General features: G+C 70.4%; 16 protein-coding genes. 9 read left to right on the top strand and 7 right to left on the bottom strand.

Features of this window, described 5'->3' with window-relative positions:
• Nucleotides 1–96: 96 nt before the first annotated feature.
• Nucleotides 97–1614: an SDR family NAD(P)-dependent oxidoreductase gene (locus LC438_RS17180; protein ID WP_105673138.1), complete on the top strand. Its 1518-nt coding sequence runs from the start codon at nt 97–99 to the stop codon at nt 1612–1614.
• A 31-nt stretch (nt 1615–1645) separates the two neighbouring features.
• On the opposite strand, the gene LC438_RS17175 is transcribed toward LC438_RS17180, so the two are convergent.
• Together LC438_RS17175 and LC438_RS17170 are read right to left on the bottom strand one after the other, a co-directional pair.
• Nucleotides 1646–2743, bottom strand: a complete 1098-nt coding sequence (locus tag LC438_RS17175; protein ID WP_308116187.1) for a HAMP domain-containing sensor histidine kinase — start codon at nt 2741–2743, stop codon at nt 1646–1648.
• Nucleotides 2744–2753: 10 nt separating this feature from the next.
• Nucleotides 2754–3425 carry a response regulator transcription factor gene (locus LC438_RS17170; RefSeq protein ID WP_105673140.1) on the bottom strand — a complete coding sequence of 224 codons (672 nt, stop codon included), beginning with the start codon at nt 3423–3425 and terminating at the stop codon, nt 2754–2756.
• Nucleotides 3426–3512: 87 nt separating this feature from the next.
• On the opposite strand from LC438_RS17170, the gene LC438_RS17165 reads away from it, so the two are divergent.
• Genes LC438_RS17165 through LC438_RS17150 form a run of 4 tightly spaced genes read left to right on the top strand, consistent with a single transcriptional unit; the run spans nt 3513 to nt 7288 of the window.
• The gene (locus tag LC438_RS17165) at nt 3513–4139 is read left to right on the top strand and encodes a M15 family metallopeptidase (RefSeq protein ID WP_223587297.1); all 627 of its coding nucleotides are present in this window, start codon (nt 3513–3515) and stop codon (nt 4137–4139) included.
• Complete coding sequence (gene alr / locus LC438_RS17160; RefSeq protein WP_223587296.1) at nt 4136–5251, top strand: alanine racemase; 1116 nt, start codon at nt 4136–4138, stop codon at nt 5249–5251. Before LC438_RS17165 ends, alr begins: the two co-directional genes overlap by 4 nt.
• Nucleotides 5248–6240 carry a D-alanine--D-alanine ligase gene (locus LC438_RS17155; protein ID WP_223587295.1) on the top strand — a complete coding sequence of 331 codons (993 nt, stop codon included), beginning with the start codon at nt 5248–5250 and terminating at the stop codon, nt 6238–6240. The genes alr and LC438_RS17155 overlap by 4 nt, the downstream gene beginning before the upstream one ends.
• Nucleotides 6227–7288, top strand: coding sequence for an acyltransferase family protein (locus tag LC438_RS17150; RefSeq protein WP_223587294.1), 1062 nt, complete (start codon nt 6227–6229; stop codon nt 7286–7288). Before LC438_RS17155 ends, LC438_RS17150 begins: the two co-directional genes overlap by 14 nt.
• A gap of 23 nt (nt 7289–7311) precedes the next feature.
• On the opposite strand, the gene LC438_RS17145 is transcribed toward LC438_RS17150, so the two are convergent.
• Nucleotides 7312–9801 carry an RNA helicase gene (locus LC438_RS17145; RefSeq protein WP_223587293.1) on the bottom strand — a complete coding sequence of 830 codons (2490 nt, stop codon included), beginning with the start codon at nt 9799–9801 and terminating at the stop codon, nt 7312–7314.
• A 351-nt stretch (nt 9802–10152) separates the two neighbouring features.
• Here LC438_RS17145 and LC438_RS17140 point away from each other — a divergent pair, with 351 nt between their 5' ends.
• On the top strand, nt 10153–12465 hold the full coding sequence (locus LC438_RS17140; RefSeq protein WP_223587292.1) for a hypothetical protein: 2313 nt from the start codon (nt 10153–10155) through the stop codon (nt 12463–12465).
• 176 nt (nt 12466–12641) lie between these two features.
• Nucleotides 12642–16934: an SdrD B-like domain-containing protein gene (locus tag LC438_RS18820; RefSeq protein WP_223587291.1), complete on the top strand. Its 4293-nt coding sequence runs from the start codon at nt 12642–12644 to the stop codon at nt 16932–16934.
• A 331-nt stretch (nt 16935–17265) separates the two neighbouring features.
• On the opposite strand, the gene deoD is transcribed toward LC438_RS18820, so the two are convergent.
• Nucleotides 17266–17976, bottom strand: coding sequence for a purine-nucleoside phosphorylase (gene deoD, locus LC438_RS17130; RefSeq protein WP_223587290.1), 711 nt, complete (start codon nt 17974–17976; stop codon nt 17266–17268).
• 104 nt (nt 17977–18080) lie between these two features.
• Here deoD and LC438_RS17125 point away from each other — a divergent pair, with 104 nt between their 5' ends.
• Nucleotides 18081–18896 carry a type II CAAX prenyl endopeptidase Rce1 family protein gene (locus LC438_RS17125; RefSeq protein WP_223587289.1) on the top strand — a complete coding sequence of 272 codons (816 nt, stop codon included), beginning with the start codon at nt 18081–18083 and terminating at the stop codon, nt 18894–18896.
• 144 nt (nt 18897–19040) lie between these two features.
• Nucleotides 19041–19460: a tetratricopeptide repeat protein gene (locus LC438_RS17120; protein ID WP_223587288.1), complete on the top strand. Its 420-nt coding sequence runs from the start codon at nt 19041–19043 to the stop codon at nt 19458–19460.
• 40 nt (nt 19461–19500) lie between these two features.
• Here the strand turns inward: LC438_RS17120 and LC438_RS17115 are convergent, their stop codons facing one another.
• The 3 genes from LC438_RS17115 to LC438_RS17105 all read right to left on the bottom strand — a co-directional run bounded on the left by LC438_RS17115 (nt 19501) and on the right by LC438_RS17105 (nt 22205).
• A complete protein-coding gene (locus LC438_RS17115) occupies nt 19501–20157 on the bottom strand; it encodes a DNA alkylation repair protein (protein WP_223587287.1) in 657 nt (218 codons plus the stop codon).
• Nucleotides 20158–20480: 323 nt separating this feature from the next.
• The gene (locus LC438_RS17110) at nt 20481–21518 is read right to left on the bottom strand and encodes an aromatic acid exporter family protein (protein WP_223587286.1); all 1038 of its coding nucleotides are present in this window, start codon (nt 21516–21518) and stop codon (nt 20481–20483) included.
• A gap of 45 nt (nt 21519–21563) precedes the next feature.
• Nucleotides 21564–22205: a hypothetical protein gene (locus tag LC438_RS17105; RefSeq protein WP_223587285.1), complete on the bottom strand. Its 642-nt coding sequence runs from the start codon at nt 22203–22205 to the stop codon at nt 21564–21566.
• Between the last annotated feature and the right edge of the window lie 46 nt (nt 22206–22251).

Raw genomic sequence — 22251 nt, 5'->3', positions numbered from 1 at the left:
CCCGTCGCAAGAACTCCCGGTATTCGGAGCGGATACCGGGATCATTCGCGACGGGAGCGGATGCCGCCCCCAGGACACTCGCGTAAAATCAGCACAATGACCGATGCCCCCGACCCCGCTGACCTCCTCGGACCGGGCGTCGACCCCGACGATCTCGCGACCACGCTGCGAGTGCTGGCCGAGCTGCACGAGATCGACAACGAGCATCCGGACTTCGTGGCCGTGCGCCACGCGACCGCCGCGATGTTCAAGGCCGTCAAGCGCGTACGTCGCAAGGAGATCCGCGACGCGATCGCCGAGGCCGACAAGGCCGTCGTCGCGCGCACCGCGACGGGCGCCCCCGACCGCATCGACGACGAGACCCGCGGCAACGACCTCGCGACGAGCGTGGTCGACGCCCCGATCGCCGGCGAGCTCATCAAGCCGCGCAACTGCTACATCTGCAAGCAGCCCTACACGCTCGTCGACGCGTTCTACCACCAGCTCTGCCCCGACTGCGCGCGCTTCAGCCACGGCAAGCGCAACGCCCGCACCGACCTCACCGGCAAGCGCGCGCTGCTCACCGGAGGCCGCGCGAAGATCGGCATGCACATCGCGCTGCGGCTGCTCCGCGACGGCGCGCACACGACGATCACGACGCGCTTCCCGAGGGATGCCGTCCGCCGATTCTCGGCCCTGCCGGACTCGGCCGACTGGCTGCACCGTCTGCGCGTCGTCGGCATCGACCTGCGCGACCCCGCGCAGGTGATCGGTCTCGCCGACTCGGTCGCGGCGCAGGGACCCCTCGACATCCTCATCAACAACGCCGCGCAGACCGTGCGGCGCTCGCCCGGCGCGTACTCGCTGCTCGCGGATGCCGAGCTGCAGCCGCTGCCCGACGGACCGCTGCCGGAGATGGAGACGTTCGGTCACACGAACGACCAGCACCCGCAGGCCCTGCAGGCCTCGGTGGACGCGCATCCGCTGCTCTCGGTCGCGGCCCTCGGCGGCACCGTCGCCGCGCAGGGCGGTCAGGCGCTCACGGCCGAGGACCTCGCCCGACTCGCGATGGCTCCAGGCTCCTCGTCGCTGGAGAAGCACGCCGACGGCACCGCGATCGACGCGGGCGGACTCGTGCCCGACGTCAACCGTGTGAACAGCTGGGTGCAGTCGGTCGACCAGGTCGACCCGCTGGAGATGCTCGAGGTGCAGCTGTGCAACACCACGGCGCCGTTCCTGCTGATCAGCCGCCTGCGTCCGTCGATGGCGGCGTCGAGCGCGCACCGGAAGTACGTGGTCAACGTCTCGGCGATGGAGGGGCAGTTCTCCCGCCGCTACAAGGGCCCCGGTCACCCGCACACGAACATGGCGAAGGCCGCGCTGAACATGCTCACCCGCACCAGCGCCGGAGAGATGCTGGAGACCGACGGCATCCTGATGACCGCCGTCGACACCGGCTGGATCACCGACGAGCGCCCGCACTTCACGAAGGTGCGCCTGGCGGAGGAGGGCTTCCATGCCCCGCTCGACCTCGTCGACGGCGCCGCCCGAGTGTACGACCCGATCGTGCGCGGCGAGGCCGGCGAAGACGTGCACGGCGTGTTCCTGAAGGACTACGAGCCCAGCCCCTGGTGAGGCCGCGCGTACCCGATCGGGCGCCGCAGGCTTACGCGACCGGGTGCCCCTGCAGCGGGTAGGGGAGCGGATGCGGCAGCCACACCGTCACGTTCAGGCCGCCGCCGGGGCGTGCGGTCAGCACGAGGGAGCCGTCGTGGGCCTGCGCGATGCGCTGCACGATCGCGAGCCCCAGGCCGACGCCCACGTGGTCGGCGTCGCGGGCGCGCTCGGCTCCGCGCTGGAACGGCTCGGCGAGAGCCGCGACGACGTGCGGGGGCAGGTGGGGGCCGGTGTTCTCCACCACCAGGGCCAGGGCCCGCTCCTGCGCGTGCGTGCGCACCGTGACGGCGCCGTCGGCGGGGAGGTTGTGCACGATCGCGTTGTGCACGAGGTTCATGATCAGCTGCTGCAGCAGCGCGGGGTTGCCGAGCACGATCGCCGCATCGCCCGCGACGTCGACGGCGACCCCGCGCTTCTCGGCCAGCGGCAGCAGCGACTCGGCGGCCTCCTCGGCGAGCAGCGACAGGTCGACGATCTCGCGGGTGAACGCCCGACGATCGGCGCGGCTGAGCAGCAGCAGAGCCTCGGTGACCTCGATGGCCCTGACGTTGACCTCCTGCAGGCGGTCGATCAGCTCGTCCACGTCGCGGTCGGGATCGGCGCGGGCCACGTCGAGCATGGTCTGCGAGATCGCCAGGGGGGTGCGCAGCTCGTGCGAGGCGTTCGCGGCGAAGCGCTGCTGCTCGGCCATGTTCTGCTCGAGCCGGTCGAGCATCGAGTCGAACACGTCGGCGAGGTCGCGGAACTCGTCGCGCGGTCCTTCCAGCGCCACGCGGTGCGACAGGGACCCCTGCGCGGCGAGCTGCGCCGCGTAGCCGATGCGGTTCAGCGGAGCCAGCATCCGCCCTGCCAGCCACCAGCCGCCCGCCCAGCCGATGGCGAGCAGCACGATCATGACCAGGATCGCGACCGGGACGAACGCCCGCATCAGGTCGGAGCGGTTGGGCACGTGCTCGGCGATGTTGGTGACGAACTGCACGTCGGGCACGTAGCGGAGCAGGAACAGCCCCACGGCGGCGAGCAGCAGGAGTCCCGACACCACGACGATCCCCGCGTAGCTCAGCGTGAGCTTCATGCGGGCCGTCATGCCGCGGCGCCTAGGCATCGGCATCCGTCCCGATGCGGTACCCGACCCCGGGCACGGTGAGGATCAGCCAGGGCTCGCCCAGGCGCTTGCGCAGCGACGAGACGGTGATCCGCACGGCGTTCGTGAACGGATCGGCGTTCTCGTCCCACGCCCGCTCCAGCAGCTCCTCGGCGCTGACGACACCGCCGTTCGCGCCGACCAGCACCTCCAGCACGGCGAACTGCTTGCGGGTGAGGGCGACATAGCGTCCGTCGCGGAACACCTCGCGGCGGAACGGGTCGAGCCGCAGCCCCGCGACCTCGAGCACGGGCGGGCGGTTGTGCTGGCGGCGCCGGTCGAGGGCGCGCAGCCTCAGCACGAGCTCCCGCAGCTCGAACGGCTTGGTGAGGTAGTCGTCGGCGCCGATCTCGAAGCCGGAGGCCTTGTCGTCGAGTCGGTCGGCGGCGGTCAGCATCAGGATCGGGATGCCGCTGCCCGAGGCCACGATCCAGCGGGCGACGTCGTCGCCGGAGGGGCCGGGGATGTCGCGGTCGAGCACGGCGAGGTCGTAGGAGTTGACGGCGAGGAGCTCGAGCGCGGTGTCGCCGTCTCCGGCGATGTCGGAGGCGATGGCCTCCAGGCGCAGTCCATCGCGAACCGCCTCGGCGAGGTAGGGCTCGTCCTCGACGATCAGCACGCGCATGGCTGAGAGCTTACGCAACCGGGCATATCGGGAGCATATGGAAAACCGCATACGCCGTGGCAACAGGCTCCCTTCTTCACTGGAATCATGAACGACAGCCGCTCCCTCAGACAGCGACGCCTCACCACAGTGCTCGGCCTCGCGCTCCTCGCCGCCCTGGTCGCCGGACTCATCGCCGTGATCGCCCAGCAGGCGTCCGCCCCCGCATCCGCCACCATCGACGCGCCAGGAGGCGCGGCGGCCACCGACGGGACCGTCGACGAACAGGACGGCAAGATCGAGGAGGCCGACCGGATCTCGGTGTTCGCCGACACCCCCGCGGTGTCGAACCTCGACGCCGACCTGCTCGCCGCCGTGCGGTCGGCCGCCACCGCCGCCGAGGAGGACGGCATCCGCCTGCACGTCAACAGCGGCTGGCGATCCCCGGCCTACCAGGACGAGCTGCTCGCCGACGCCGTCGCGAAGTACGGCTCGGCGGAGGAGGCCGCGCGCTGGGTGGCGACGCCCGAGCGGTCGGAGCACGTCTCCGGCAAGGCGATCGACCTCGGCCCCGTCGCCGGTCAGGACTGGCTCTCGCGCCACGGTGCGGAGTTCGGCCTGTGCCAGATCTACGGCAACGAGCCGTGGCACTTCGAGCTGCGTCCGTCGGCTCCGGCCAACGGCTGCCCGCTCATGTACGACGACCCCACCGCCGATCCGAGGACCCAGCGATGACCATGACGCTCACCACCCCCCTGTCGCGTCTGCACGCGCCGACGCTCACCACCCTTCCCGCCGCGGTCGCGGCCAACGTCGACCGCGTGCGCGCGGCGACCGACGCCAGGATCATGGCCGTCGTGAAGGCCGACGGCTACGGGCACGGCGCGGTCGCCGTCGCCAGGGCGGCCGTCGACGCCGGCGCCGACTGGCTGGGAGTGACGGATGCCGCCGACGCGACCGCGCTCCGCGACGCGGGACTCGACGTGCCGATCCTGGCGTGGCTGAACCCGTCCGGCGTCGATGCCGCGCAGGCCGCCGCCGATCGGGTCGACATCGCCGTGGGCTCCGTCGAGGAGCTGCGGCAGCTGGCCGGGGATGCCGAGGAGCCCGTGCGCGTGCACCTCCACCTCGACACCGGCATGTCGCGAGGCGGGTGCCCGGTCGAGGACTGGGCGGAGCTGCTGCGCGTCGCGCGGGCCGCCGCCGGCCGCATCGAGATCGTCGGGGTGATGGGGCATCTGCCCCTGGCCGACGACGCGGATCCGCGGGCGAACGCCGCCGCGGTGCTGCGGATGCGGCACGGACGCGACACCGTGCTGCGTGCGGGCTTCGGGCCGCTGGTCACGCACCTCGCCGCGACCTCGGGCGCGCTCACCGACCCCGCCACGCACTTCGACCTGGTGCGGGTGGGCGCCGGCCTCGTCGGCATCGACCCGTCGGGCACCGTGGAGCTGCACGGGGCGTCGCAGCTGACGGCATCCGTCGTGCACTCGGCGCTCGTGCGCGCCGGCACGGCGATCGGCTACGGAGGGACGTACGTCACCCCGGCGGAGACGCACCTCAGCGTGATCGGCGTCGGCTACGCCGACGGGATCCCGCGCGAGCTGACGGAGGGGGCGGGTGTCGAGATCGGGGGGTCTCGGCATCCGATCGTGGGGAGGGTGTCGATGGACCAGATCGTCGTCGACACGGGGAGCCGGGAGTTCCCCAGGGGGGAGACGGCGACCGTGTTCGGACCGGAGGGCGGGGCCGTGCCCAGCGTGCAGGAGTGGGCGCGCTGGGCGGGGACCATCCCGCACACGATCGTGACGGGCATCGGCCCGCGAGTGGAGAGGAGCAGGGCATGAGGGTACTGGTCATCGGCGGAGGACAGAACTCCGAGCACGAGGTGTCGCTCGCCTCGGCGGCCGCTGTCGCCACGGCGCTGCGGTCGATCGGCCACGAGGTTCGCACGGTCACGATCTCGCGCGACGGGGTGTGGGATGCCGCGCCCGTCGCCACCCCCGCCGAGTCGCTCGCCGCGGCCATGCCCGCGCTCTCCTGGGCCGATGTCGTGTTCCCCGCCGTGCACGGTGCGCTCGGCGAGGACGGAGCGCTCGCGGCCCTGTGCGCGCTCGCCGGAGTCGCCGTCGTCGGCTCCGACCTGCGCGCGGGGGCGATCGGCATGGACAAGTGGGCGACCAAGCTCGTGGCGGAGGCCGCGGGCATCGCGACCGCGCCGGGGTACGTGATCTCGGCCTCCGACCTCGGCGACGTGGAGTACGAGGGACCGGTCGTCGTGAAGCCGGTCTCCGCCGGATCCAGCTACGGCGTGGGGCTCGTGCGCGAGCCCGGCGACCTGCTCGATGCGCTGCGCACGGCGGCGCGGTTCGACAGCCGGATCCTCATCGAGGAGGTCATGCGCGGTCGTGAGATCGACGTGGCCGTGATCCGCGAGGCCGGGGGAGTGCGCTGGGCGGCCCCGCCGCTGGAGATCCACGCCGCCGGGCTCTTCGACACGGCGATGAAGTACGACGGCACCGCGAGGTTCACCGTCCCCGCCGCGCTGACGCCGGCGGAGGCGGGAACGCTGACGCGCACGGCCGTGGCGATGTTCGACGCGCTCGGCTGCGCCGGGGTGGCCCGCATGGACTTCTTCCTCACGGAGGACGGGCCCGTGCTCAACGAGGTCAACACGATGCCGGGGCTCACCGCGGCCTCGCAGGTGCCGCGCATGTTCGCGGCGGCGGAGGTGCCGTACCCCGAACTCATGGACAGGCTCGTGCGGGCCGCGGCCGACCGTCGGGCGTCGAGGGAGCGCAGTGCGACGTCACGGAGGGACCATGCGAGAGCGTGAGGGGTGGCCCGACGTCGCGAAGGGCGTGTGCATCGTCCTCGTGGTGCTCTGGCACGTGGTCACCAAGCACGCGATCGAGGTGCAGGGCGCCGGGCCGGTCACCGATGCCTGGGCCACGCTGAACGCCCAGCTGCTGCCGCTGCGGATGCCGCTGTTCTTCCTCCTCTCGGGGATGTTCGCCGGACGCGCCGTCACCGCGCCGAGCGGCGGGAGCTGGCGCATGCGCGCGGGCCGCCTCGCCCTCGTCTACGTCGTGTGGGTCCTCATCCAGACCGCGATGCTCGCGCTCACGCCCGACTTCGACACGGCCAGGGCGGAGGATGCCGGGGAGCTCCTCGCGCAGCTGACCTTCAGCCCGACCAACCTCTGGTACCTGCTCGCGTTCGCCGTGTATCTGGCCGTGGCGCGGTTCACCCGGCACGTGCCGACGGCGGTGCTGCTGCCGGCGGCCTTCGTGGTGTCGGCGGTGGCGGCATCCGGAGTGCTCCCCGACCTCGGCAACCTGTGGCAGGTCCTGCAGAACCTGTTCTTCTTCCTCGCGGGGCTGCGTCTCCGCGAGCTCGTCGAGCGCTTTGCGGCGACGACGGGCCTGCTCCGAGCCTTCATGCTCGCCACGGCATACATCGCGGCAGCCGCGGCTGTCGGCGTGCTCGGCATGCGTCAGTGGCCGGGCGTCTGGCCCCTGCTGTCGGTGCTCGCCGTCGCGTTCGGTGTCGCGGCGTGCGTGCTCCTCGACCGGCGGGTGGAGGCTGTCGCACGACCGCTGCGCTGGATCGGGCGGCGGACCCTGCCGATCTACGTGATCCACATGATCCCGCTCGCCCTGCTCGACGGAGCGCTCCGGTCGACCGGCATCCGCACCGTCCCGCTGATCGAGGCCGTCGAGCCGCTCGTGCTCACCGCGGTCGTCATCGCGATCTGCCTCGGCGTGCACGCGCTGCTGGTGCGTCTGGGCCTGGGCATCCTCTTCGACCCGCTGCTCCCTCTGACGCGAGCGCGGGAGCGGGTGAGAGCGCTGCCCTCCGGATCTCGGGAGGTGCAGCACTGACCCCTCAGCGGTCGGGGTGACGGCTAGAGCCGGTCGACCCCGGTCACGGTCACCACGGCGGCGCCCTCCTCGTCGGATGCCGCGAGGTCGACGGTCGCCGAGATGCCCCAGTCGTGGTCGCCCGCGGGGTCGTCGAGGATCTGCCGCACGGTCCACTCGGACGCGCCCTCGGTGACGAGGATGAGCGAGGAGCTGCGGGCGTCGGCGCCGGTGAGGATGTCGTCGTGGTCGGCGAAGTAGGCGTCCAGGGCGTCGGACCAGGCGTCGGCGCCGAAGTGCGGGTCGAGCTCGGCGAGGGACTCGACGTCCTCCCTGGCGGCGAGCTGCACGCGGCGGAACAGCTCGTTGCGCACGAGGATGCGGAAGGCCCTGACGTTGCTCGTGAGGCGCTTGGGCGCTGGGGGGACCACCGGACCGTCCTCGTGGTCGACGGGGTGCCCGTGCACCAGCTCCTCCCACTCGTCGAGGAGGCTCGAGTCGACCTGCCGCACGAGTTCGCCGAGCCACTCGATGAGGTCGCGCAGGTCGTCGTTCTTCAGCTCCTCGGGGATCGTCTGCGACGCCGCGCGGAACGCGTCGGAGAGGTAGCGGAGCACCACGCCCTCTGAGCGGGCGATCCTGTAGTAGGCGACGTATTCCCCGAACGACATGGCGCGCTCGTACATGTCGCGCACGACGGACTTCGGATGCACCTCGAAGTCGCGGATCCACGGCTGCGCCGCGCTGAACGTCTCGAATGCCGCGCTCAGCAGCTCGTCGAGCGGCTTCGGATAGGTGATCTGCTCGAGCAGCTCCATGCGCTCGTCGTACTCGATGCCCTCTCGCTTCATCTCGGCCACCGCCTCGCCGCGGGCGAGGAACTCCTGCTGCCCGAGGATGGCCCGGGGGTCGTCGAGCGTGGACTCCACGATCGAGATCATGTCGAGCGCGAAGCCGGCGGAGTCGGGGTCGAGCAGATCGAAGGCGGCGAGGGCGAACGGCGACAGCGGCTGGTTGAGCGCGAAGTTGGGCTGCAGGTCGACGGTGAGACGGATCTCACCGGCATCCGTCTGCTCGACCACGCCGGATTCGAGCAGGGTCCGGTAGATGCCGAGGGCCCGCAGCGCGAGCTCGCGCTGGCGTCTCCGGGGCTCGTGGTTGTCGTATACCAGTGAGCGCATATTCCCGAAGACGTCTCCGCCGCGGGCGATCACGTTCAGCATCATCGCGCTCGTGATCTGCATGTGCGAGGTGAGCGTCTCGGGCACGGCGTCGATGAGCTTGCGGAACGACGGCTCGCCCCACGACACGAAGCCGTCCGGCGCCTTCTTGCGCACGATCTTGCGCTTCTTCTTCGGGTCGTCGCCCGCCTTCTTGATGGCTGCGGCGTTCTCGCTCTCGTGCTCCGGCGCCTGCGAGACCACGGTGCCCGCGGTGTCGTACCCCGCGCGTCCGGCGCGACCGGCGATCTGGTGGAACTCGCGCGCGTTGAGCTGCCGCATCCGGGTGCCGTCGAACTTCGTGAGCGCCGTGAGCAGCACGGTGCGGATCGGCACGTTGATGCCGACGCCGAGGGTGTCGGTGCCGCAGATCACGCGCAGCAGCCCGCGCTGGGCGAGCTGCTCGACGAGCCGGCGGTACTTCGGCAGCATGCCGGCGTGGTGCACGCCGATGCCCGCACGGAGGAAGCGGGAGAGCGTCTTGCCGAACGCGGTCGTGAAGCGGAACTCCCCGATCAGAGCAGCGATCTCGTCGCGCTGCTCGCGCGTGGCGACCTTCGTGCTCGACAGCGCCTGCGCGCGCTCCATGGCCGCGGCCTGCGAGAAGTGCACGATGTAGATCGGCGCCTGGCCGGTGCTCAGCAGGTCGTCGATCGTCTCGTGGATCGGCGTCGTCTCGTAGAAGAAGTGCAGGGGCACCGGGCGCTCGACGCCGGTGACGGATGCCGTGTCGCGACCCGTCCGTCGGGTGAGGTCGGCGGCGAGCTCGGTGACGTCGCCCAGCGTCGCCGACATCAGGATGAACTGCGCCTGCGGCAGCTCCAGCAGCGGCACCTGCCAGGCCCAGCCGCGGTCGGGGTCGGCGTAGAAGTGGAACTCGTCCATGACGACCTGTCCCACCTCGGCATCCGTGCCCTGACGCAGGGCCAGGTTCGCGAGGATCTCGGCCGTGCAGCAGATGATCGGGGCATCGGCGTTCACGGAGGAGTCGCCCGTGATCATCCCGACGTTCGCGGCGCCGAAGATGTCGACCAGCGCGAAGAACTTCTCGCTCACCAGAGCCTTGATCGGGGCGGTGTAGTACGTCCTCCGACCGGACACGAGGGCGGCGAAGTGCGCCCCGACCGCGACGAGCGACTTCCCCGTGCCGGTCGGTGTCGAGAGGATCAGGTTGTTCCCGGAGACGATCTCGATGACCGCCTCGTCCTGCGCGGGGTACAGGCTGATGCCGGTGGACTCTGCCCACTCGACGAACGCCAGGTACACGGCATCCGCATCGGATCCGTCGGGTACGGCGGTGTGATCGAGGAGCATCCTTCGATCATCCCCTACCGGGCGGATGCCGGCCTACCGCCGTCGTGTGCCGCCGGGGTCGGGGGAAGTGACGCCTCGCGGTGGAATTGACCCCCGGCAGGGGTCACCTGCACGTCCGATATGACGCGTCGATGCGGCATCCTGCTTGACTCCCCACCGAGCGCGCCCCCCAGTGCGCGCCATGCGTCCGCTTCGACATCCCCGCAGGCTCCTGAGTCCCCCCATGGACTCGTTTCGCTGCGCGATCGGAGACGGGCGACACATCACCGAGGGAGAGGGCAAGGTATGGAGCACGTATCGCGTCGGACGGCGAGCAGCCGTGGCACGAGGGGTCGGGGATTCACCCGATCGATGACATGGGCGGTCGGAGCCGTCACGGTTCTGGGCGGGGTCCTGCTGCCCGCCACCGCTGCGAGCGCGGCGGAGGACGTCATCACGGTCACCAGCCTCGGGCTCAGCGGCCCCGGCACGCTGCGCGGAGCGCTCGAGACCGCGAACGCCTCCACGAACCCCGACGGTGTGCGCATCGTCTTCGATGCGGCTCTCGCGGGCACGGGTGAGCTGTCGCTCACCGGCGGCTCGGCGAACAGCATGCTCACGACCGACATGACTCCTCCTGGGTCCTCGTGGGACACCCTGGGTGCGCGCTTCCTCATCGATTCCGAGGTTCCCGTCTCGATCGACTTCACCAACCTCGACGGCATCACCGACATCGACGGCTCGTTCGCCGCCGGCATCTACGTCGCATCCGACGACGTCTCGCTGAGCAACCTCGCCAACCTGCGCGCGGCCGAGTCCGGCATCGTGATCAGCGGCACCGGCACGACCGTCACGAACGTGGAGCTCAAGGACAACGAGACGAACTGGCAGGAGGTGGGTGTGCTGCTGCTCGACGGGGCGGCCGACACCACGCTGACCGATCTCGTGATCCAGAGCCCTCTGTTCGGCGGCATCATCGTCGAGCACGACGCGACCGTGACCAACACCGTGATCGACGGCCTCGCCAGCCGCGGCGTCGAGACCTACGCTCACGTGTTCATCGACAACGACTCGACCGTCACGGGCTTCACGGTGCGCAACAGCGTTCTCGGAAACCCCGCGGAGACATCGCCGACGCACGGCATGTGGCTCGACCAGAACGCCACGGTCACCGGCCTCACTGTCGCCGATTCGACGATCCAGTCGCCCGGGAAGAACGGCCTGTTCTTCGACGGCGCCGGTCAGACGCTGACCGACACGAGCATCACGGGCACGACGTTCGGCGGCAACGAGGGCAAGAACATCTCGCGCACGATCGGCAACAACACCGCCGACTGGAACGGACTGGTCTTCTCCGGCAACGACGTCTCCTACGCGGGCTCCGTCGTCTTCGGCGGAACGCTCACCGACGCGACCTTCGCCGACAACTCGTTCACGAACATCAGCGACGGCGTGTTCGCCGCGCTGCAGCTGGGGGACACGACCACGAACGTCGACGTGACCGAGAACACCTTCGATGTGATCTGGGCCGTCGACACCATCCGCGTGCAGGGCGCCGGCGCCACCGACGTCGTCATCGCGGACAACACGATCGAGAACCTGATCGCGGACATCTCGCGCTCGGCGATCCGCATCGACGCCCCCGGCACCGGCAACATCGTGCAGGACAACACCCTGATCCAGGATCTGACCGACGAGACGCTCCCGGCCACGGTCGACAACCACTGGGCGATCTACAACTCCGCGAACGCTGCGAGCGCCGACGCCCCGGTGGGCTGGAGCATCATCGGCAACGCGATCGACGGCTTCGGCGGTCGTGACCGTTCCCAGGCTCCGATCGTGCACAACGCGATCGGCACGCTGCCGGTGATCGGCAACACCTTCGGCGCGAACACCCGCGGCGGCACCGACCCGGTGATCGAGGAGAGCGGCTTCTGGTTCCTCTGGAACGTCGGCGACTCGGTGAGCAACAACACGGTGCAGACGTTCCGTCCGGAGACGGTGCGCTACGACGGCGCCACCGCCACGTTCACGGCCGTCCAGCCGGCGAACCTCATCGGCAACAACACCGCGGCAGCTCCCGTGACGCTCCACGTCTACTGGACGGCGGCGGACAACGCCGAGGAGTACCTGGGCGAGATCACGGGTGTCGCTCCCGGCGCGTCCGTGTCGATCCCCACCACGCACACGACGGGCTTCCTGCGGGTGCAGACCGTCGATGCGAACGGGTTCACCTCGCAGTACTCGAGCATCGACGAGGACACCGCGGTCGTCCCTGCCGCTCCGGCCGTGACCGGGACGACGCCGACCGGCGCGACCGGAACCGGCACCTCGGGCGCGACGATCACCGTCCGCAACACGAAGGGCGACGTCGTCGCCACCGCGGTGGTCGGCGAGAACGGCGCCTGGTCGCTCACTTCCGGTCTGACGTGCAACACGCAGTACTTCGTCGACCAGACGGTCGACGGGGTCGAGAGCGCGACGATCCCGTTCACGACGGCAGCCTGCCCGACCACGCCGGGAACCGGTGGGGGCAGCACGGGTGGCGCGGGCGGCAAGGGCAGCACCGGCGGATCGCTCGCGAACACCGGTGGGGCAGACCTGACCGGCGTCGCGCTCGGCGCGATGGCCGTGCTCCTGCTCGGCGGCTCGATGCTGGTGCGTGCGCGCCGGCGTCGCGCCTGATCGGGCGGGTCGAACGGCGTGAGGCTCCCTCTGACCCCTCACGGGGGTCAGGGGGAGCCTCACCTTGGCACAGCAGGCCATGTGCTCGCCAGTATGTCGGTGGGCACAAGTCTTCTGGGGAACTCGAAACGAGAGTCGCGGCCGATTGGGGAATCGGGCGCGGGGGAGAGAAACACGTGAAGAAGACACTCGCTGGAGTGGCTGCGCTGACGACCGCGGCCGCACTGTCCATCGTCGTCGCGCCGCCGGCGGTCGCCGCGGCCGGAGACGGGACGATCACGCTCACCGTGGTGAACGACGTCAACGCGAACAGCACGCGAGACGCCGCCGACGCCGCGCTCAACGGGGTGACGGTGCGGTTCACCGATCCGCAGAACCACACGTTCACGCGCTCCACGAACGCGGCCGGTCAGGTCGTGCTCGGCGGAGCGGACGCGGGCAACACGCTCGTGGGCGGCAAGTACCGCATCGAGGTGACCAACCCGAACACCGGCACCTACACCGAGGCGCGCATCCTCGACGGGCACGCCGAGCCGCAGTTCGCCCCGGCGACGTCGTTCGTCGACGTGTCGGGCGGTGCGGATGCCGCGCTCAGCGTCGGCTACGTCGACGTGAGCACGCTGGGCCCCTCCAACGCCACGATCTTCTCCGCCATCCAGCCCGACAGCATCTGGCCGGGCGCGGGTGAGGGCCGCGAGATCTACCAGGTCCCCTACCGCCTGAATAGCGCCCCGACCGGCGTCACCTCGCGGGTCACGACGGGGTCGGTGTACGGCATCGGCCTCGACCAGAAGGCGCAGAAGCTCTACGCCGGCGCCTACGCCAAGCGCGGCTCGGTCTACGGTGCGGGCGGCCCCGGTGCGATCTACCGGGTGGACCCGTGGTCGGGAGCCACCGAGGTCTACGCCACGGTCGCAGACGCCGGCACCACGTCGCACGACATGACCAGCGTCAACGGCGCTGGTCACCAGACCCAGGACTTCGACTTCCGCACCGCGGTGGGCCGTGAGAGCCTCGGCGACGTGGAGGTCACGGAGGACAGCAAGTACCTCCTCGCGGTGAACATGCACACCGATTCGGTCGTCGTGTACCCGGTGCAGACGGCTCCGAACCCTGCTCCGGTGCAGACGCTCCCGATCCCGGCCGTCGCCTGTGCGGCGGATCAGGACTGGGCGCCGATGGCGATCGGCGAGAACGCCGGCAAGATCTACGTCGGCGCCGTGTGCGGCGTGACCATGCAGGCGAGCGTGATCGAGTACGACATCTCGGCCTCCGGCATCCTCAGCCCCACCGGCGTGGTCTACTCCGGCGACCCGACGACGGCCCCCGGCCACAGCGGCGTCGTCTCGGGCAACCTCGCCGTCGACGCCTCGTGCCGCTTCGTGGACTGGCTGCCGTGGAGCGACGGCGTCGCGCAGGCGTGCATCAATGCCGGCGCCGCCTCGACGCCCATCAACCCGGCGGCCAACGGACTCGCGGGGCAGTTCTCGGTGCCGCAGCCGATGCTCTCCGACATCGAGTTCACCGCCGCCGGTGACATGATCCTCGCCTTCCGCGACCGCGGTGGTGACCAGTACAGCTCGCTGCTCTACTACGGCACCCGCACCAACGGTCTCGGCGCCTACTCGAACTACGTCACCGCCGGCGACATCGTCGGGGTGTGCGCCTCCGGTTCCACGCTCGACTTCGATTGCCGGGGCAGCCAGCCCCGGGGCGGCGACTTCGACGACTTCGGCGGTTTCCACAACGAGGCCGCGTTCGGCGGCATGGTCCACGTGCCGGGCACCGACCGACTCGTCATCAACCAGATGGATGCCACCGGGCTGTTCTCGAACGGCCTGCGTGCCTTCAACCCCGCCACGGGCAACCAGGCGGCAGGCAGCACCGGCTCCGCGAACGTGCTCGTCACCGACGACTTCCAGAAGGCGCAGGGCCTCGCTGACATGGAGGCGCTCGTGCTCGCGGCGACCCAGCAGATCGGCAACCGCATCTGGCTGGACACCGACGAGGACGGCATCCAGGATGCCGACGAGCCGCCGGTCGCCGGTGTGCAGGTGTCGCTCTACGACACGGCCGGCACGCTGATCGCGACCACCGTGACCGACGCGAACGGCGAGTACTGGTTCGACACCGACGACGGTCTGCTGCCGGCGACGAACTACCAGATCCGTCTCGACCGCCCGGCGGACTTCGCCGCGGGCGGCCCGCTCGCCGGCACCACGCCGACGGGCGCAGCCGCGGGGTCGAACCGCGGCATCGACAGCAACGGCGTGACCGTCGACGTCGGCGGCGCTCCGACCGTCGTCGCGAACGTCACCTCGCCCGCGGCCGGACGCAACGACCACTCCTTCGACTTCGGCTTCGTCCCGACGCCGGTGTCGATCGGTGACTACGTCTGGATCGACCGAGACAACGACGGGCAGCAGGACGCAGGAGAGCCTCCGGTGGCCGGCATCACCGTGCAGCTGAAGGACTCGACGGGAGCGGTGATCGCGACCACGACGACGGATGCCGACGGCTACTACTCCTTCACGGATCTGCGTGCATCGAGCGACTACACGGTCGTCTTCCCGACGACGGTCACGGTCGACGGCGACGTGTACCGTCTCACGGCGCCGAGCAGGGGCGCCTCGGCATCCGACTCGAACCCGGCCGTCGACACGGGCGCCGCGCCGGTGCGCACCCCCGCGTCGGGCGACAACCTGGGCACTCCTGGTGACGCCGACGACCCGACGATCGACGCGGGCTACGTGCCGATCGTCTCGGTGGGCGACTACGTGTGGATCGACGCCGACAAGGACGGTGTGCAGGATGCCGGTGAGACGCCCGTCGCAGGGGTCGAGGTGAAGCTGCTGTCGGCCGACGGCCAGACGGTCATCGCGACCACCACGACCGACGCGAACGGCTACTACGTCTTCACCGACCTGCCGGGTTCGACCGACTACATCATCGAGTTCCCGACGACGGTGACCGTGGGCGGCATCACCTACCCGCTCACCGAGCGCGACGCGGGCGATGACGACGCCGCGGATTCGGATGCCGACCCGGAGACGGGCCGCGTCTCGATCACGACGCCGGCGTCCGGAGCGAACTCGGCGGAGCCCGGCGAGGCCGACGACCCGACGATCGATGCGGGCTTCATCGCCCCGCCGGTCTCGATCGGCGACTACGTGTGGCTCGACGCCGACCGCGACGGCCAGCAGGACGAGGGAGAGAAGCCGGTTCCCGGCGCGACCGTGCGGCTGCTGTCGCCCGACGGCGCCACGGTCATCGCGACCACGACGACCGACGAGAACGGCTACTACGCCTTCACCGACCTGGCGCCGGGCGTCGACTACGTCGTGGAGTTCCCGACGACCGTGACGGTCGACGGCGTGCGCTACGTGCTCACCGCGCCGGCGCAGGGCGGATCGGCGACCGACTCCAACCCGGCCGTCGACACGGGCCGCGCCCCGGTGACGACGCCCCTCGGCGGCGGCAACTCGGGTGAGCCCGGCGAGGCCGACGACCCGACGATCGACGCGGGCTACGTGCCGGTGCTGGTCTCGATCGGCGACTACGTGTGGCTCGACGCCGACGGAGACGGCATCCAGGACGAGGGCGAGTCCCCCGTCGCCGGTGTGGAGGTGAAGCTGCTCTCGCCCGACGGTGAGACGGTCATCGCGACCACCACGACCGACGCGAACGGCTACTACGTCTTCACCGACCTGCCGAACTCGACGGACTTCATCGTGGAGTTCCCGCTCTCGGTCACCGTCGACGGCGTCGAGCACCACCTCACCGCGCCCGGTGCGGGCGAGAGCGACGGAGCGGACTCGAACCCGGCCGTGACGACGGGTCGCGCACCCGTGACCACGCCGGCCGACGGGCAGAACTCGGCGGAGCCCGGCGAGGCCGACGACCCGACGATCGATGCGGGCTACGCGCCCGTGAAGGTCTCGGTCGGCGACTACGTCTGGATCGACGCTGACCGCGACGGCGTGCAGGACCCGACCGAGAAGCCCGTCGCGGGCGTCGAGGTGAAGCTCTACGACAAGGACGGCGTCCTCGTTGCGACGACCACGACCGACGAGACCGGGTTCTATGTGTTCACCGATCTGAAGCCGTCGGCGCAGTACTCGATCGAGTTCCCGACCTCCGTGGTCATCGGCGGAACGACCTACCCGCTCACCTCGGCGAACGCCGGCGGTGACGACAAGGACTCGGATGCCGACCCCAAGACCGGTCGGGTGACCTTCACCACTCCGGCGACGGGATCGAACTCGGCGCTGCCGGGCGAGGTCGACCTGCCGACGCTCGACGCGGGCTTCGCGCCTCCTGCTCCGATCGTGGCCCCTGGCCTCGCGGTCACGGGTGGTGCGGTGCCGTGGGTGCTCGGCGGAGCAGCCGGTCTGCTGCTCCTCCTTGGTGCGGCGCTCGTGCTGATGCGTCGCCGCCGCGCGACCGCTGAGGCCGTCGAGATCGACTGACCGAAGTTGAGGAGGGCCGTCGCGATCCGTCGCGGCGGCCTTCCTCGCGTCCGGGGTCTCGTCGGCGCGTGCGCTGCTCGCGCGTCAGGGGCCCCCGGGGCGTATGCCGCTCGCGCGTTCGGGTCACGTCGTCGCGTGTGTCGCTCGCGCGTTCGGGAGGAGAAAGCACCCTCGGGCTGAGGAATGCGGGCGGATCCTCAGCCGATGCGTGAGTTCTCCTCCCGAACGTGAGGGCAGGAGGCACGTGAAGGGGAAGGTCCGCGCGCGGGGGAGGCACGTGAGGGAGAAGCCCGCGAGAGGGAGAAGCCCGCGCGAGAGGAGGTCCGCGACCTCAGGCGGTCGCGGCCCGCAGTGCGATGCGGATCATGTCTCCGAAGGTCTGCTCGCGCTCGAGGGCGGTGGTCTCCTCGCCCGTGACGATGTGGTCGGAGACGGTGCAGATGCTCAGCGCTCGCCGACCGTAGTACGCCGCGAGCGTGTAGAGACCGTTCGTCTCCATCTCGACGCCCAGCACGCCGTGCTGCACGAACGGCTCGGTGAGCTCGGGGCGGGTGCTGTAGAACTGGTCGCTCGAGAGCAGCAGCCCGACGTGCACGTTCGACTCCGGCGGCTCGGACTCGCTCGCCTCGACGGCGGCGCGCAGCAGAGAGAAGTCGGCGACGGGGGCGTAGTCGAGTCCGTGGAAGCGCACCCGGTTGATGCCGGAGTCGGTGCACGCCCCGTTCGCGATGATGATGTCGCGCACCTTCAGCTTCTCGGTCAGCGCGCCGCACGACCCGACCCTGACGACCGTCTGCACCCCGTAGGAGTCGAACAGCTCGTTCGCGTAGATCGCCATCGAGGGCTGGCCCATGCCCGACCCCTGCACCGAGACGCGATGCCCCTCCCAGGTGCCGGTGAAGCCCAGCATCCCGCGCGTCTCGGAGTACAGCTGCGCGTCGTCGAGGAAGGTCTCGGCGATCCACTTCGCCCGCAGCGGATCTCCGGGGAACAGGAAGATGGGGGCGATCTGGCCGGGCTCTGCGGCGATGTGCGTGCTCATGGGGTCAGCGTAGTGAGGGGTCGCCGCGCGGGGTGCCTGGAACTGATATTCCGGTTCCTATAGCGTGAAGGGGATCGCGATTCTCGCGGCGAGAGGGAGGCGACATGGCGGAGCACGCGGCGGCATCGGGGTGGCGCGGATTCTGGGAGCGCGGCGGCTGGTGGAGGGCGCTCGTGCTCGCGGCCGTCTACTTCGTGCTGTACGAGGGGCTGTCGCTCCTCTTCGGACCGCTGGCCGAGGGGATCACCGACCCGCAGAGCGCCGCGGCCGTGGTCGTCTTCTACGTCCTGCCCGTGACGGTCGGTGCGCTGCTGCTGATCGCGTTCATCTGGTCGGTCGGCTGGTTCGGCGAGATCTTCGGATCGCAGCCGATCCGCGGCAGCGGCTGGATGTGGATCGCCGTCGCGGCCGTGCTGCTGTTCAACATCCTGCGCTTCGTCACGATCGACTACGCCGACACCGAGGCGGGAGTCGTGCCGGCCTGGCTGCTGGCGGGGCTGCTGATCGGTTTCGCCGAGGAGGTGCTCACCCGTGGACTCGTCGTGAATCTGCTCCGCAAGGCCGGCTACCGGGAGATCGTCGTCGCCGTCGTCTCCGCCGCGGTCTTCGCCGGACTGCACGCCGGCAACCTGCTGTCCGGTCAGGCGCTTCTCCCGACGCTGGTCCAGCTCGGCTACACCTTCGCGTTCGGGATCTGCATGTACCTCGCGATGCGTGTGACCGGAACGATCATCGTGCCGATCCTGTTGCACGCCACCACCGATCCGAGCATCTTCCTGCAGTCCGCCCACCCCGCCGAGGGTGCGCTCGCCGGCATCGCCGGTCTCGGCAACATCGTCGTGATCATCGTCGGACTGGTGCTGCTGATCTTCATCCGCGGACGGGTGGAGAGCACGCGGGAGCAGGCGGCGATCGCCTAGAGTCAGCGGTGGTCGCGAAACCTGCTGAGCCTCGGGGCGGTGTGGGCCACCGCGGCGCTGTTCTCGTGAGCAGGGCGGCTGGGCGACTCGGGTTCTCGCAGATGCTGGACACGGTGGTGACACGGATGGGGGAGGCGGTCGAGAGTGCCGGACGCGAGCGAACAGAGCGAGTTCATACGTCAGCAGATCGTCGCCGGTGACCGGCTCCGCACGCTCGGCGAGCGGGACTCCGCCATTCGCGAGTACGCCCGCGCAGTGGAAGCAGCCGAGTCGACGTTCGGACAGGACCACCCTGCGACCCTCGAGGCGGCCGAGAGGATATCGGAGACGTTCACCGAATTGAGGCGTCCGGGCGACGCGCTCATGATGCTCACCTGGATGGCGCCCGCTGCCGTCCGCACCTTCGGCGTTCATTCTCTTCATGCGGATCGGATCGAGAGTGCGCGTCGTGCCGCGGTCTCCCATCGTCGGCTGCGGCGATGGGGGATGATCGCCTTGGGGCTGCTGTGCTGCGGGATCGCCCTCGTCCTCTGGGAGTTCTTCTTCTCAGCGCCCACGCCGTGAGCGGACGTGTGCTGAGCTCGCAGGCGGCGATCGCCTAGGGTCAGCCCTGCCGGCGGACCATCTCGGCGATCCAGATCGGGGCGAACGGAGACGTGCACCCCGGCGCAGTCGGATAGTCGGCGAGCACCTGCAGATCGTTCCCGATCGCGAGGGCGCGCTCGCGCAGGTGCGGATGGTGGATGCCGATCTGCGCCAGCGTCTCGTTCATCGCCCACTGCGTCCGGGGTGCGGCATCCTTCATGTCCCGCTCGATCTCGTCGAGCAGGGCGCCGAGGTCGAGGCCGTCGGGCTGCGTCACGACCCGCACGGACGTCAGCGACCACCCCGCGGCCGACACGGTGTCGGCGGGGTCGTGCCGCCACCCCTCTCGCAGGTCGTCGGAGAGCGGCGTCTTCTTGAGCACGTAGTTCACGAACCAGTCGTTGACCTTGGGTGGCTGCGGCTCGCGCAGCATCCCGTCGAGGTCTTCCGCGGAGTACTGCCGCGGGGCGCAGACCAGCAGCGCGAGCAGCCGGGCCGGGGTCTCTCCGGTCTCCCACAGCTCGCGCGCCAGCGGCTGATCGGTCTTGGCCTTCTTCGCGACCGCGCGCAGGCGGCTGAGGTTCATGCCGTGATCGTCGCCGCGCTTCTCGTTCGCCGCGCGCACCTTCGGATCCTCCAGCGCCGCGAGCTCGGCGAGGGCATCAGCGAGTTCCATGTCTCCAGGGTAGGGCTCGGGGCCGCGGCGTCCCTCGCATCCATCTCGAGTCGTGGCGCGGTCCGTGTCCGTCCGGGGTCGTCCGTGTCCGTCCGGGGTCGTCCGAATTTCGGATGACGGCGCTTTTCTCGGACGCACGCGCCGTGATCATCCGAATTCCGCGCATCCGTCCGAATTTCGGATGCCGCGACCGGATGTCGCGGCACGGATGCCGCCATTTGAGGATGCGCGGCCGGAGGATGCCGCGACCGGAGGATGCCGCGGCATCACCGTGTCGGCGCACGACCGTGTCGGCGCACCCGTGTCGGCGCGACACGGCGCGCTCAGCCCTCGCCGAGGAGCTCGCCGTGGATGCGGCGGAGATCCTCCATGAGCGAGCCGATGAGGATCCAGTGACCGGAGGAGGGCGGTGTGATCACCAGCGGAGCGGTGAGCGCAGGGATCGCCGAGGTCAGCGCCTCCGGCTCCGGCGAGACCTCCGCGAGCTGCACGGCGAGGCGCACGTCGTGGCCGGCGCGCCGCAGCTGCTCGGCGATCGCCGCCACCGCGGGCTCCTCGCCGATCGTGTCGTCGTAGTGGTCGAAGTAGGCGCGGGTCATGCCGATGGTCTGGGTCACGATCGGCGACAGCCGCTCCAGCAGCGCGCGCATCTCCCGCAGCTCGTCGCGATGGGCCGAGCGCCGCGGATTGAGGGTGAGCGACTCCTCTCCTGCGGCGATCGAGGCCTCGGCGGCATCCTTCATCGGCCGCAGCAGCCGCACCTCGAGCATGAGCTCCTGCAGGCGGGCGGGTGACTGCGGTGCGGGCAGGGCTGCGGCCAGACGGTCGAGGCAGGCGGCGAGCTCACGGCCGAGGAGCCCGAGGTCGCGCCGTGCGGGTCCGGTGAGCACGGGCGGCACGATGAGGGCGTTCACGACGATGCCGATGCCGACGCCGATCAGCGTCTCCACGATGCGCGACAGCGCGTAGGCGGGTGTCGACGAGCCGAGAGCCAGCACGAGCATCGCCGAGATGGCGATCTGGTTGCCGGTGCCGGGGGAGGCGCGGAAGGCCCAGGCGACGAGCTTGGCGACGACGATCGCGAGCAGCACGATCCACGCGGGCGAGCCCAGCAGCCAGCCCAGCGCGAGCGCGATCACGACGCCGGCGATCACGCCGATGCTGCGCTCGAGCGCCTTCGACAGCGACTGGTTGACGCTGGGCTGCACGACCAGCAGCGCGGCGATCGCCGCGAACACGGGCAGCTGCTCCGGGAAGATCGCCCCCGCGATGAGCCACGCGGCGATGGTCGCCGCGGCGGACTTCACCACCTGCAGCAGGGGTGAGCGCCTGGCGGCCCTGATCGCGACGGGGATGCGCATGGCACAACGCTACTCGGGTGACGGCATCCGTCCTGTCGAGCGCGTTCAGGGGGTCGTGGCGGCGGCGCGCAGCGGGCCCTTCGCGATGTCGTCGATGAACCAGGCGCCTTCGACCTTCGTCAGGGTGTACTCGCGGGGCTGGGCGAACTCGTCTCCGGCGTCGGCGCCGAGCTCGTGCAGGAAGCCGTCGGAGGCGCTGACGATCGTGAAGAGGGATTCAAATCCGACGGTCGCGTGCTGCCGGTCGGCGTCGATCGTCGAGGCGGTCCAGGCCACTCCGGTCTGCGCGATCGACAGGTCGTTGTCGACGTACATGGCCGTGACGGCATCCGCGTAGTCCTCGCCCGCCAGCTTGTCGAGGAAGAGCGGCGAGAAGAACCGCTCCTCCGCCGCGACGGAGTCGGCGACCGTGCTCGGGGTCCGGTTGTCGGATGCTCCGGAGTGCAGCGCGACGACCTGCTGCAGCGCCTGGACGTCGGGGTCGTCGAGGGTCAGGTGCTCCCCTGTCGACGCGATCGTCCACAGGGTGTCGTCGGGGTCGAAGTGCGGTGTGGGGCTCGCGCTCGGTATGGCCGCCGAGCCCTCGGATGCCGTCGATGGGCCGCTGTCCGTGCATCCGGACAGCGCGACCGATCCGATCACGAGCGAGACGAGGACGGCGAGGGCCTTCGCGGTGGTTCTCTGCATGGGTTCCTCCTCCCGGGGAGGGCTGTGCGGCCCTCCCCGGGTCTCT

This window comes from Microbacterium sp. OVT16B, from assembly GCF_019969705.1.
Classification (GTDB): Bacteria; Actinomycetota; Actinomycetes; order Actinomycetales; family Microbacteriaceae; genus Microbacterium; species Microbacterium natoriense.
The sequence above is the reverse complement of the archived record's forward strand: the minus strand, read 5'-3'. Positions and strand labels throughout refer to the sequence as shown.